The following is a 13,304-nucleotide window of genomic DNA, read 5'->3' as shown; positions in this document are numbered from 1 at the left end:
GCGGCGCCTGCTCAAGCCAGAGGAGACCTCATGGCCACCAGCGACACCTCTCCTGAGGGGCCCGCGGCCCCGATGCGGCCGGCCGAAGGCCGCCACCACGAACCCGACCTTCGTGGCATGACCCGCATCACCCTGCGGCCCATCGCCTCACCGATGCCGCTCGGCTTCTACACCGTGGCGATCGCCTCGACCATCGTCGGCTGCCTCCAGCTCGGCCTGTTCGAGGACGGCGCCGAGCGAGCCGTCGCCCTCACCGTCCTTCCTGCGTTCGCCCTGCAACTCCTGGTGGGATTCCTCGCGTTCGGCGCCCGGGACGTCCTGGCGGCGACCCTGATGGCCTGCTTCTCCGGGATGTGGCTGGCCAGTTCGCTGGTCCTGGCCACCCAGCCGCCGGGCGGCGCCCGGGTACTGGGCGTACTGAACCTCTGCTTCGCCCTCTTCGCCCTGCTGATGGCCAGCGTCGCCAAGCCCAAGCGGGCGCTATGGCTGGTGCTGTGCACTGCTGTGCCGCGCTTCGCGGTGGCTGCCGCCGCCAACCTGACCAGCGTGCACTGGCTCGCCGGCGTGTCCGGCGCGCTCGGCCTGCTGCTGGCCGCGGTCGCGATGTACGCCGCCTTCGCTCTGATGCTGGAGGACATGCGGGGCCAGGAAGTGCTGCCGATCGGCCGCAGCGGCCCCGCCCACCAGGCTGTGCACGGCGACCTGACGGTCCAGCTCCGCAACCTGGAGCGCCACGCCGGCGTCCGCCGCACCCTCTGAGCCGCACCGGCCGAGAGCAGCACCCGGCCGGTGCGCTCCACCCCTTGCCGTGTCTCCAACTGCCGCGACTTTGACGAGAGCGAGACCTCCATGCCCACGATGCCGGTCGGCGGCGTCACCCCTATAGCCGGGGCCGCAGAGGGCGCCGACGTCGTCCTGCGCAACGCCAGAATCCACACCGGCGACCCGTCGCGTCCCGCCGCCACCGCACTCGCCGTCCACGGAGGCCGCATCACCGCGATCGGCGACGACGCCGAGGTGGCCGCCCGCGTCGGACCCCGCACCAGGGTCATCGACGTGCTTGGCCGCCGGGTGGTCCCCGGCCTGAACGACTCGCACCTGCACGTCATCCGGGGCGGCCTGAACTACGTCCTGGAGCTGCGCTGGGACGGCGTCCCCTCGCTTCGACAGGCGCTGGCGATGCTGCGCGAGCAGGCCGGACGCACGCCCAAGGGGCAGTGGATCCGGGTGGTCGGCGGCTGGTCGGCCGAGCAGTTCGCCGAGCGGCGGATGCCCACGCCCGCGGAACTGAACGAGGCCGCCCCCGACACCCCGGTGTTCGTGCTGCACCTCTACCAGTCGGCGATCCTCAACCGGGCCGCCGTCCAGGCTGCGGGCTTCACCCGGGACATCCCCGACCCGCGCGGCGGCCAGATCGTCCGCGACCGTGACGGCCGCCCGAACGGCGTGCTGCTGGCGGCGCCGAGCGCGCTGATCCTCTACTCCACCCTCGCCGCCGCACCGACCCTCGACGCGGCGGACCGCAAGGTCTCCACCCGACACTTTCTGCGCGAGCTCAACCGCTTCGGCCTCACCTCCGCCGTGGACGCCGCCGGCGGCTTCCAGAGCTTCCCCGACAACTACGCCACCGTCATTGAACTGGCCCGCGACCGCGAGCTGACCGTGCGGATCGGCTACCACCTCTTCCCACAGACCGCCGGGCAAGAGCTCGCCGACCTCACCCGCTGGGTACAGAGCGTGCGGCCCGGCGACGGCGACGAGTGGCTGCGCCTCAACGGCGCGGGGGAGAACCTGACCTGGGCCGCGGCCGACTTCGAGAACTTCTCCGAGCCCCGCCCCCAACTGGCGGCCGGGTACGAGGACGAGTTCGAGCAGGCCGTCCGGCTGCTGCTGGAGCACGACTGGGGGTTTCGCCTGCACGCCACCTACGACGAGACGATCCGGCGCGACCTCGCCGTCTTCGACAAGCTCGCCGCCGAGGGCCACTTCCCCGGCGGCAACCGCTGGCTCTTCGACCACGCCGAAACGGTCACCCCCGGCAGCCTGGAGCGGATCGCCGCACTCGGCGGCGCGATCAGCGTCCAGAACCGCATGTCCTTCCAGGGTCAAGCCTTCACCGACCGCTACGGCCCGCAGGCCGCAGCCCATACCCCGCCGCTGAAGGAGATGCTCGCCTGCGGCATCCCGCTCGCGGCCGGCACCGACGCGACCCGCGTCTCCTCCTACAACCCCTGGGTCGCCCTGCACTGGCTGGTCACCGGCCGCACCATCGGCGACCTGGCCCTCTACCCGCCCGACCGGCAAGTTTCTCGCGAGCGCGCCCTTGAGCTGTACACCCGCGGCGGCGCCCGGATCACCGGCGAGGACGACGTCAAGGGCGTCCTCAAGGAAGGCTGGTACGCCGACTTCGCCGTCCTCAGCCACGACTACTTCGCCGTGCCCCCGGAGGACATCGCGCACATCGAGGCCGTCCTGACCGTCGTCGGCGGCCGGATCGTCTACGCCGTCGGCGAGTACGAGGGTCTCGACGAAGCCCTCCCGCCGCTCAGCCCCTCCTGGAGCCCGGTCGCCCGCTTCGGCGGCTACCAGGCCGCCTCGCCCCCGTCGGCGGGAGCCCGCCAGGCCGACCTTCTGGCCGAAGCCGTCGCGGAAGGCGAGCAGCACCGACAGTGGCGAGCCACGCGCGGCCTTGCCGCACCCCAGCAGCCGCCCGCCACCCTCGACCCCTGCTTCGGTCCCTGACTCACCCCGGCGGCGAACCCGCCCCTTCTCGCACCGCCTCACCCACCGTTCACCCCGTGAAAGGAACCACTCGTGTCGGACTTCAACTTCGACCTCGACGCCGTCACCGCCGCACCCAGCCGTGACCTGCTCACCCCCGACAACGCCATGATGCTGTTCGTCGACCACCAGCCGCAGATGTTCTTCGGCGCCGCCAGCGCCGACCGCGTCACCGTCATCAACGCCACCGTCGGCCTGGCCAAGGCCGCCAGGGCGTTCGACGTCCCCGTCGTCCTGTCCACCGTGGCCGCCGCCTCCTTCTCCGGGCCGATCCTGCCGCAGCTGCGCGAGGTCTTCCCCAAGCACGACATAGTCGACCGGACCTCCATGAACGCCTGGGAGGACGAGGCCCTGGTGGAAGCCGTCAAGGCGACCGGCCGCCACAAGATCGTGCTCAGCGGCCTGTGGACCGAGGTCTGCCTGGTCCTGCCCGCCCTGTCCGCACTCAGCCAGGGCTACGAGGTGTACGTCGTCGCCGACGCCTCCGCCGGCGTCACCCCGGCCGCCCACGAACACGCCATCCAGCGGATGACCGCCGCCGGAGCTGTCCCCGTCACCTGGCTTCAGGTGCTCCTGGAGCTCCAGCGCGACTGGGCCCGTACCGAGACCTACGCCGCCACCACCGACGTGGTCAAGGAGCACGGCGGCGCCTACGGTCTGGGCATCGTCTACGCCCACACCATGATCGACCCGCACGCCGCCGGCTGACCGGAGCCCTTCGACCATGGACACCAACACCGGACTGCTCCTGTTGCGTCTCCTCGCGGGTCTGCTGATCGCCGCTCACGGTGTGCAGAAGGTCAGCTTCCTGCTCGGTGGCAGCGGACTGGTCGGCGGTACCGAGGAGTTCCGGCACGACGGCTTCCGCGGCGGGGCGCTCACCGCCCTCGCCGCGGGAGCCAGCCAGATCGGCTCCGGCCTGCTGCTGGCCGCAGGAGCCCTCACCCCGCTCGCCGCCGCCGGGACCATCGGCGTGATGACCGTCGCGCTCACCGTCAAGTGGCCCAACGGCCTGTGGGTACAGCACGACGGCTACGAGTATCCCCTCGTCCTCATCGGCATCGCCACGGCGCTTGCCCTCACCGGGCCCGGCCGCCTCTCCGCCGACCGCATCCTGAGCCTGCCCCACTGGCCTGCCTGGTCCGCCGCGGCCGCGCTGGCCGCGGGCGTCGCCGGCGGCCTCGGCGTGCGCGCCCTGCTGCACCACCCGCCCACGCCCACGCCGAAGGCGCCGCCGAGGTCCCCGTGACCGCACCCGAGCACAACGCGCCTACGCCCATGCCCCTTCTCCGTAAGGATTCTCGATCATGACCGGCCGTCCGCTGAGCCGACGACATACCCTCAAGGGCGCCGTCGGCGCCGCCGCCGCCCTCACCGTCGCCTCGGCCACCGGGGCCCCGCCTGCCGCGGCGTCCGAGGGATCCGGCGCCGAGGCGACCGGGGCCGCGAAGGCGACCGTGGTCCTGGTCCATGGCGCGTTCGCCGACGCAGCCAGCTGGAACCCCGTCACCGAGCGGCTCCAGCACCAGGGCCACCCGGTGATTGCCGCAGCGAACCCGCTGCGCGGCCTCACCCACGACGCCGCGCAGGTGACCGCCCGGCTCGCCGCCATCCCCGGCCCCGTCGTCCTGGTCGGCCATTCCTACGGCGGGGCCGTCATCACCCAGGCCGCCGCCACCGCGCCCAACGTCAAAGCCCTCGTCTACATCGCCGCGTTCATTCCCGACGTCGGAGAAGTCCTCGGCGAACTTGCCGCCCGCTTTCCCGGCTCCCAGCTCGACGCCGCCCTTACCCCCGTCCCTGTTCCCGGCCCCGACGGCTCCACCACCATCGATCTCTACATCCGCCCCGAGCGCTACCACGATGTCTTCGCCCAGGACGTGGCCCGCTCCACCACCTGGACGCTGGCCGCAGGACAACGCCCGCTCAGCGCCTCCGCGTTCACCGACCGGGTCGGCGCCGCGGCCTGGCACTCGGTGCCGTCGTGGAACCTCATCTCCACCCGGGACCGGGGCATCGTCCCCGCACTCCAGCGGTTCCAGGCCGCCCGCGCCCGGTCTCGAACCATCGAGGTTCCCACCTCCCACCTGCCGATGCACAGCAGGCCCGACGCCGTCGCCGCCCTGATCCGCTCCGCCGCCCGCACCGTCAACCCCTGACCCACGCCACCTTCAAGGAACCAACCGTGTCCAACCCCGCTCCCACCCCGTCCACTGCACGCGACCTCGCCCAGGTCGAGGCCGCCAACGCCACCGGCCGAGTCCCCGTCGTCTTCATCCACGGGCTGTGGCTGCTGCCCACCAGCTGGGACCGCTGGGCCACCCTCTTCGAGCAGGCCGGCTTCGCCCCGGTCCTGTCGGGCTGGCCCGACGACCCGGACACCGTGGAGGAGGCGCACGCCCACCCGGAGGTGTTCGCGGGCAAGAGCGTGGGCCAGGTCGCCGACCACTTCTGCGACCTGATCGGCCGCCTGGACCGCAAGCCGGTGGTCATCGGCCACTCCTTCGGCGGACTGATCACCCAGATCACCGCCGGACGCGGCCTGTCCCAGGCATCGGTGGCCATCGACCCCGCTCCCTTCCGAGGCGTGCTGCCGCTGCCGCTGTCCTCCCTGCGCGCCGCGAGCGCCGTGCTCGCAAACCCGGCCAACTACCACCGGGCGGTGCCGCTGACCTTCGACCAGTTCCGCTACGCCTTCGCCAACGCCGTCAGCGAGAAAGAGGCGCTTGAGCTGTACGGCACGTTCGCGGTGGCCGCCCCTGGCGAGCCGCTCTTCCAGGCCGCCGCGGCCAACCTCAACCCCTGGACCGAAGCGAAGGTCGACACCCACGCCGCCGGCCGCGGACCGCTGCTGATCATCTCAGGGGAGAAGGACAACACCGTTCCCTGGGCCATCGCCAACGCCGCCTACAAGAAGCAGGCGCAGAACGAGCACGCCGTCACCGCGATCACCGAGATCCCCGGCCGGGGCCACTCGCTGACCATCGACAGCGGCTGGCGCGAGGTCGCCGACACCGCACTCACCTTCATCCGCCGCTTCGCCGACCCGACCACCTGAGACTCCCCCGACCGCAACCGACCATGCCGGGACCGCCCCGCACCGGCCGCCCCGCCCGCAACACCTCCCGCGATGCGCGCCGACGGCCGACCAACCATGACAAGGAGAACCGATGGACCTGCCCCAGTTCCCCCCGGCAGCCGCCAGGCGACCGGGAGTACGGCACGTGGCGCGCCTGCCGCTGGTGGCACTCACCACCCTCACCCTGCTTCTGACCACAGGGCTCACGCCCGCGGCGGCGACAGAAGGGCAGTGGCTCAACGAGGGAGGCCCAGCCCGCTCCCCCGAGGCCATGGCCTCCGACTGGTTCCGCGGCGACAACTATCAGTTCGTCCGCGGCGAGGACAACCAGATCTGGTGGCGCTACGCCAACGGCAGCTGGCGCGTCATGCCGGGCGACGGCCGCACCCACCACCGACCCGACGTCACCATCATCGAGGACCAACTAGGCCCCCACCTGGTCGTCTTCCACACCGGCGACAACGGCGAGGTCTATTACAGCATCCTGGGAGGCGCCGCCGGAAACATCTGGTCACCCTGGGCCCAACTCGGCCACGTCGGCACGAACCGCGGCATCTCCGCCGTCGGGTATCGCGACAGCGCCGTGCTGTCCACCGTCGTCGGCGACCGGATATGGGTCGCGCGAATGACGATGTCCAACGGCCGGGTCACCATCGGGCCGCACTGGAGCCCGCAGACACAGCCCCGCGTCTTCACCGCCGCCACCTACGTCCACGCCCCCCTGATCACCAACGACGGCGTGTCGGTCGCGCACGAGGTAGAACTCATGGACGCCATCGTCGGGCGGGACCGCAACGTCTGGATCTCCCACACGAGTCCGGACAACCTCACCAACGCCACCTACACCGCCGTGCCCGGCAACGCGCAATGCGAGTCCGTGGGCCTGGGCCGCGGCGGCCCGGAGCAGCCGGTCACCGACCGCAACAATCCGGCCTGGCGGGCACAGCGGAACGTGACGCTCGGCTGCATCAGCCCCAATGACCACCAGCTCTACCTCAACCGCTCCACCGACGGCGGATACACCTGGCAGGGCTGGAACCACAGCACAGGCGGCCCCTCGCCCTCCGACGCCGCCCCGGCGATCGAAGGCGCTCCCGGCGGCGAGGTCTTCGCCAGCATCTCCTGGGGAAACGACACCGCTCCCTTCTCACGGCACATGGTGGTCAACAAGCGCGTCCTGTGACCCCGTCTTCGCTCCGCGACCAGCCGTCCGTGGAGCGGCGGGCTCCTTCGGCCACGGCCACCGATCCGGGACAGACCCCGCCGGACGGGTACGGATTCCGCCCGCACACCCGCTGTCGGGCAGCCCGGACCGGCTTCCTATTCCGCCCCCGTAAGCCCCAGGTCACGGGTCGAGGGCACGCGGGCTCCCGCCGCTGCTGGAGTGCAGCGCCCGCCAGTCGCCGGGGGTGATTCCGAAGGCCCTCTTGAAGGCGCGGCTGAAGTGCGCGGCGTTCGGGAAACCCCACCGGTACCCGACAGCGGCGATCGACCGGTGCCGTGCCGAGGCGGACGCGAGTTCCGTGCGGCAGCGTTCGAGTCGCTGCGACCGGATCCATTCGCCCAGGTGCACGCCGTTTCGGGACAGGACTTTGTACAGCTGGCGAAGCGAGACGTGGTGGTAGGCCGCGACACGAGCCGGCGTCAGGTCGTGATCACCGAGGTGGGCCCGGACGTAGTCCATGACCCGCAGGCACAGGGTCTCGTCCGCAGCCTGGAACGCTGTGCGGTGGTCACCGAGCCGGGCCGTGATGAGAGCACGCAGCAACTCTATGCCCGGTCTGCCAGCCGCCTCCAAATCGTGGGTGGGAGACGCCGCGCCCCGGGCTTGCTGGCGGGCGATGCGCCGCAGGCACATGGCCGTGAGGTCGGCCAGCGGGTCCCGGCGGTCGAACGGTACCGCGGTTGCCAGCTTCAGCGTCCCTTCCGGTAGGGCGAGTTCGGCGCGCGGGATGCGGAAGTAGTGCTGATGGATCCCGTCCCTGTTCAAGAGCGTGTAAGGGCGGGTGGTGTCGTACAGCGCCAGATCGCCGGGCCGCAGCACAACCTCCCTGCCGTCCTGCACGACCATGCTGCTGCCGGTGACCTGCAGTCCGACGAACACGCTCGGCTCCATGTCGTCCCGGGCGAGTGCGGGAGTACGCCGAACAACGGTGGCATTGGCGCGCACCGAGCAGACAGTCAACGGCCCGACACGGCTGATCACCCCCGCAGTGCGGATGAGCCGCGGATCGGGCTGATGGGTGATCTCCACCCGCACCACACTGCTCCAGATCGCCTCGCGAATCGCCTCCGCCCGCTCGCCAGGCACCATGACCGTACTGTCGATCAACATTTGCTGGTCGCCTCCCCCTAGCGCCGCTCTACAAGCAGGCACTCAGGCAAAGTCAAACGGGTGGCAGCACCGGTGACAAGGCAGGACCGGACTGATCGCTCCAGCGAGAACCCGGCCGAGCGCTCGTGCTGGCCGATCTTGGTTGCCGAGATGTCCGGGTGCGTGCTGGTCCTGTTCCTGAATGCCTGTGGGAGCGGGTCGCCCCGTTGCCGCCGCCTGCGCCTGAACCACCCGGGCCATCGGGAGGTGCCCGGCTCAGCATGTACGCCTTTCGAACCGGTATTGCCAAGCACGATGTCCCGGTTGAGACCGTGGGCTACTCAGGCGTCACGGCCTGGCGTCGCCCGCAGGGCTGGACGTCTGCCACTACCATCTACGAATCTCATTCTGAAACGATCAGGTGCGACACGAGGTCGCTCCAAGTAAGTAAGGACAGCCAGATGAAGGAGGTATCGATCGGCTGAGCTTCGGGCCAGTGTCCAAGGCCCGTCCCCGCGCTCACGTGCGTCGCTGGCAACGGCGGGGTGCGGAGCTGAGCGCTCAAGCCCAAGGACGCCTCGGCCATCGAGGCGACACAGGTGAGGGGAAGGCTGGACGGGCGAACGCGAGTGAACCCCTGACGACGCCCCGTGATTTCAAGACCGCGCGATGGTAAGCAAACGGCGGTCACAGGACCCGGTGCTGTGAGGCACCGAGCGACCCTCAGGAAGCTGAGACTTGAGGGGAGGACACCGCTGGTCCCGGGGCAAAGGGGGCGCCCACCCCAGCCGCGTCTTACTGGTGCGGAACGTGGAAACCCCGTCGGGGTCCAGGCGAAGAGCCGGTAGGCCGACCGCAAGGAGAGCTGAACTCCCCGGCGGGAGAAGGATGATCCAAGAAGCGAAGGCCGGTGGGCCGAAAGGCCAGAGGAAACCGGGAGAACGGGACCTTCACCCGCTCCCGCATAACTCGCCGGATACGGGCCTTGGTGGTCCGGCCCGAAAGGGAGCCCACGTGGATCAGGTGAGCCTTTGAAGTCACCGCTGCAAGGACGTCAGAACCGAAGGACAAGTTAGGTACTGGAGGCGCGAATTGGGGGCACGGTCTTGGCTGAGCCTTCGGCGGCTGCGGTGAACGGACCGGAGGACGAAATACTCGACTGGCACAGCATCGACTGGGCCGAGTGCGAGGAGAACGTACGGCGACTGAGGCAGAGGATCTTCAAGGCGACGCAGGACGGGGACCTGAAGAAGGTCCGCAACTTGCAGAAGCTCATGCTGCGAAGCCGGAGCAACACGCTGGTCAGCGTGAAGCGGGTGACGCAGCAGAGCAGTGGTCGCAAGACCGCCGGCATCGACGGGGAGCGAGCCCTCACCCCTGCGGCGAGGGGGAAGCTGGCGGCCGAGATCCATCGGTCGTCCCAGCCCTGGAAGGCCAGGCCCGTCAAGCGCGTATTCATCCCCAAGAGCAACGCGAAACAGCGACCGCTCGGCATCCCGGTCATCCGTGACCGTGTGCTCCAGGCCCGCGTGAAGAACGCGCTGGAGCCCGAGTGGGAAGCGCGGTTCGAGCCGAGATCCTACGGCTTCCGGCCCGGCCGCAGCTGCCAGGACGCGATCATGGCGATCTTCCTGACGGTGAAGGGCAAGTCCTCGAAACGTCAGTGGGTGCTGGACGCGGACCTGTCAGCGGCGTTCGACCGCATCGACCACGACCACCTGATGACCTCCATCGGCCAGTTCCCCGCCAGGGACCTGATCCGGGGCTGGCTCAAGGCGGGAGTGGTCGACCGAGGTCGATTCGCACCGACGGAGGAAGGAACTCCTCAAGGCGGTGTGATCAGCCCGCTGCTGATGAACGTCGCTCTGCACGGGTTGGAACAGGCCGCAGGGTGCCGATACAGAGTGGTGCGAGCCGGGCGAGAACCCGGCGCATCCCCAGGCACTCCCGTGCTGGTGAGATACGCCGACGACTTCGTGGTGCTCTGCCACGACGAAGCCCAGGTGCACCAGGTCAGGACCCGGCTGGAGGACTGGCTGAAGCCGAGAGGTCTTCGCTTCAACGAGGAGAAGACTAAGGTCGTCCACCTCGACGAGGGATTCGACTTCCTCGGCTTCACCGTCCGCCGGACGGGCGGCAAACTGATCATCAAACCGAGCACGGCGGCCTGCAAGAGGCTCCGGGAGCGGTTACGGACCGAGGTGAAAGCCCTTCACGGGACCAACGCCGAGGCCGTACTGCGCAGGCTCGTCCCGATCGTTCGCGGTTGGTCGGCCTACTACCGGGCGATGTCCTCCACGACGACGTTCGCGTCGTTGGACCACTACATGTGGCGCCTGACCTGGAACTGGGCCAGGCGAGGCCATCCCAAGAAGTCAAGGTACTGGGTCGTGGACCGGTACTTCGGCAGGTTCCACCCGTCCAGGCAGGACCGATGGGTCTTCGGCGACCGCGGCAACGGCGCCTTCCTGCCCAAGTTCTCCTGGACCGGCATCGTCCGCCACCAGCTCGTCAAGGGCGGATCGTCTCCAGACGACCCCGACCTGGCCGGGTACTGGCGGGACCGCCGCCGCAGGAAAGCGCCGCCGCCGATGGACAAGACGAGTCTTCTCCTGGCGGTCCGGCAGCAGGGGCTCTGTCCCCTCTGCAAGCAAGCGCTGATCGCCGGAGCCGAGTACGAACCGGACAGTCCACGCGAGTGGATCAACTGGTTCGCGGCCTCGAAGAAGATGCTCCACAAGCATCACTTCACCTACCGGCGCCACGGTGGCTCGGACGAGCGGAACAACCTTCGCCTCGTGCACTCCGAGTGTCATCGCCAGCACCATGCGGGCGACGGCGAACGGACCACATCAACCTGCTGACCTGCGAAGCCCACGTGGCTTGCTTGAGCCGGATGCCGGGATGACTGGCACGTCCGGTTCTGAGGGGGCCGGGTCACGGCAACGTGATCCGGCTACCCGACTAAGGGCTGTCCCGTGATCCGCGGTGGATCAGAGCGCGGCGTCAGGTGTATGGGGTCTCCCCCGGCCCTTGGGGCCGAGGTGTATGGGGTCTCCCCCGGCCCTTGGGGCCGAGGTGTATGGGGTCTCCCCCGGCCCTTGGGGCCGAGGGGTATGGGGTCTCCCCCGGCCCTTGGGGCCGAGGGGTATGGGGTCTCCCCCGGCCCTTGGGGCCGAGGGGACGCAACGCAAGGCGGAGGGTCGCCCTCATACCGGGTGCATTCGGGCGATTCGACAACGCAGCGTGGGGGCACCTCCCGGCGAAGGCAGGGGGAGTGCCGTAGCTGTCGCCGCGCGCCCGCCGGGGATTACGGGACAGCCCTTAACCTCACAGCCGGCTTGACCGTGCTGGCCGGGTGGTACCTACGCGGGCCCGACCGGCCGCGCCGCCCAGCGTTCGGAGTCCTCTGCGGAGCTCTTCTTGATCACCAGAGGCAGCTCCTCGCCGGCGGAAGAGTTGATGGGGACGACGACCTGGTCGGGTCGCGGCTGGGACCGGATTGCCCCGTTCTCACCGATGTCAAAGGTCATCCGCGCTCGCTTCTCCGGGTCGTCGGAGGCGCAGGGACGGATGCCGACGCCTGCGGCCTCATCGTCGACTTTCAGGCAGAAAGCGGGATCGGCCATGTTGTGCAGGTGTCCGTCGGTGTCGAAGGTCCATCGCTGGGTCGCTCCGGAACTGCACGGCGCAGCAACGGCATTGACACGCTTCTGCACCACTTGGTTCTCCACGTCGAGGCAGAGCCCGGTGGCCGCATGGACGATCTGAGAGGTCTCACCGGTGCGTACGGGTACGGGAGGCGTCGGGCCCGGAGCCGCGGTTGCCGCCCCCGACGGTGTTCCAGCGGAGCGGGAGGGTGCGGTGGGCGGAGCCAGACCGGCCGATCGGCTCGGCTGCGAGCGCTCAGGACCGCTGAGGTCCGAGATCTCGGGCACGGCGTCGTTGACGGCCACTGCCGCCACAGCGATCACGGCGGCAATGCCGCTGACGGCTCTGATGGTCCGGCGTCCCGGAACAGACTGGTACGCGGGTACTGGTCGGGCTGGATCCTTCAGAGGATCACCCGTCAAAGCGACTGTGTCGAGCCGCGGCTTCCGTCCGTCCGCCAACGCAGGGCTGTGCCCGGGAGGGCTCGCGTCGTCGATTCCGTGCGCCGCGGCCCGCCCGGTGTAGGCGGCGCCACCCCATACCAACAGGCCCTCGGCCAGAAGGGTCTGCGGATTCCCGTACAGCTTCGCGAGGCTGGACAACAGGACGCCGCAGTCGGCGCAGCCGACCAGATGCGCGGCCAGATCAGGATGCCTGTACGCGTCCCGAGCTTGCGCGGCGGCATCGGTGATGCGGCTGAACCCCCGGCAGTCCGGGGTACCACGGCGCGACAGATGCTCTTTCAGATAGGCGTCCCGCATGGCGACCAGCGCCTTGGCGGTGAGAACCGGGACGGAGCCCGGCGTAGTGCCCAGGTGGGTGGCGACTGAGGAGGGCGACTCGTCGTCGACGACCGCGTACCACAAAGCCGCCCTCAGCCGCTCCGGCAGCTGGCAGAAGGCTGCGATCATGACATTGGGCGTCTCGGACACGGCGGACGGGCCTGCCGTCTGTGCCCATGTCAGGAAGTCGGGCCGCAGATGTTCCCGTCGGCTGTCCGCGGCCCAGGCCAGTGCCGTCTCGCGTACGTGCGTCAGCACGTGGTGACGCCATGTCCCGGATGGATCGACCCCGTCACAGACCTCCCTCATCGCATGGAGGAACGCTTCGTCGGCGAGCTGCTCACCGGTCGGCGCGCTGGTGGTGTACAGCCTCGCATAGTCCACGGTGGCGGGCAGGTGTCTGCGCCGCAGCTCCCGGATGGCCGGTTGGTCGGCCGGGGTGCTGGCTCGCAGCCACTCGATGACATCGGTCTCCGGCAGGAGTTCGTGGACGACCGTCCCCGTGTGAAGGTTCTCGTCTTCTCTGTCCGAACGGGTCACCACAGGCCTCGCCTCCCGCATCGCACGCGCCGGGTGGGCAGAACCCACAAGGCGTGCGGGCGTCATCTCGCGGCTGAGCCAGCGCCCAGCCGGAAGGGGTCTCATAGAAGGGACACAGGGTTCATACGGAACTGGCGTGTGCGTCGTTCACCCTTTC

Annotated in this window: 10 protein-coding genes; 8 read left to right on the top strand and 2 right to left on the bottom strand. The window is 69.7% G+C overall.

The window, feature by feature from the left end; genetic code table 11:
- Nucleotides 1-30: 30 nt before the first annotated feature.
- The 7 genes from V1460_RS11535 to V1460_RS11505 all read left to right on the top strand — a co-directional run bounded on the left by V1460_RS11535 (nucleotide 31) and on the right by V1460_RS11505 (nucleotide 7,043).
- Nucleotides 31-759 carry a GPR1/FUN34/YaaH family transporter gene (locus V1460_RS11535; RefSeq protein ID WP_338673650.1) on the top strand — a complete coding sequence of 243 codons (729 nt, stop codon included), beginning with the start codon at nucleotides 31-33 and terminating at the stop codon, nucleotides 757-759.
- A 90-nt stretch (nucleotides 760-849) separates the two neighbouring features.
- Nucleotides 850-2,742 (top strand): amidohydrolase, encoded by a 1,893-nt coding sequence (locus tag V1460_RS11530; RefSeq protein WP_338678003.1) that lies wholly within the window; start codon nucleotides 850-852, stop codon nucleotides 2,740-2,742.
- Nucleotides 2,743-2,889: 147 nt separating this feature from the next.
- A complete protein-coding gene (locus V1460_RS11525; protein ID WP_338678002.1) occupies nucleotides 2,890-3,489 on the top strand; it encodes a hydrolase in 600 nt (199 codons plus the stop codon).
- Between the two features lie 16 nt (nucleotides 3,490-3,505).
- The gene (locus tag V1460_RS11520; protein ID WP_338673649.1) at nucleotides 3,506-4,030 is read left to right on the top strand and encodes a DoxX family protein; all 525 of its coding nucleotides are present in this window, start codon (nucleotides 3,506-3,508) and stop codon (nucleotides 4,028-4,030) included.
- Nucleotides 4,031-4,088: 58 nt separating this feature from the next.
- Complete coding sequence (locus tag V1460_RS11515) at nucleotides 4,089-4,940, top strand: alpha/beta hydrolase (RefSeq protein ID WP_338673648.1); 852 nt, start codon at nucleotides 4,089-4,091, stop codon at nucleotides 4,938-4,940.
- 26 nt (nucleotides 4,941-4,966) lie between these two features.
- Entirely contained in the window at nucleotides 4,967-5,839 is an 873-nt protein-coding gene (locus tag V1460_RS11510) for an alpha/beta hydrolase (RefSeq protein ID WP_338673647.1), read from the top strand.
- 112 nt (nucleotides 5,840-5,951) lie between these two features.
- Complete coding sequence (locus V1460_RS11505) at nucleotides 5,952-7,043, top strand: hypothetical protein (protein ID WP_338673646.1); 1,092 nt, start codon at nucleotides 5,952-5,954, stop codon at nucleotides 7,041-7,043.
- 162 nt (nucleotides 7,044-7,205) lie between these two features.
- Here the strand turns inward: V1460_RS11505 and V1460_RS11500 are convergent, their stop codons facing one another.
- Nucleotides 7,206-8,195: a helix-turn-helix domain-containing protein gene (locus V1460_RS11500; protein ID WP_338673645.1), complete on the bottom strand. Its 990-nt coding sequence runs from the start codon at nucleotides 8,193-8,195 to the stop codon at nucleotides 7,206-7,208.
- A 1,085-nt stretch (nucleotides 8,196-9,280) separates the two neighbouring features.
- On the opposite strand from V1460_RS11500, the gene ltrA reads away from it, so the two are divergent.
- Complete coding sequence (gene ltrA / locus V1460_RS11495; RefSeq protein WP_338673644.1) at nucleotides 9,281-11,038, top strand: group II intron reverse transcriptase/maturase; 1,758 nt, start codon at nucleotides 9,281-9,283, stop codon at nucleotides 11,036-11,038.
- 501 nt (nucleotides 11,039-11,539) lie between these two features.
- Here the strand turns inward: ltrA and V1460_RS11490 are convergent.
- Complete coding sequence (locus V1460_RS11490; protein ID WP_338673643.1) at nucleotides 11,540-13,147, bottom strand: ricin-type beta-trefoil lectin domain protein; 1,608 nt, start codon at nucleotides 13,145-13,147, stop codon at nucleotides 11,540-11,542.
- Nucleotides 13,148-13,304: the final 157 nt, after the last annotated feature.

Origin of the sequence: Streptomyces sp. SCSIO 30461 (assembly GCF_037023745.1) — a bacterium.
Classification (GTDB): domain Bacteria; phylum Actinomycetota; class Actinomycetes; order Streptomycetales; family Streptomycetaceae; genus Streptomyces.
The sequence above is the reverse complement of the archived record's forward strand: the minus strand, read 5'-3'. Positions and strand labels throughout refer to the sequence as shown.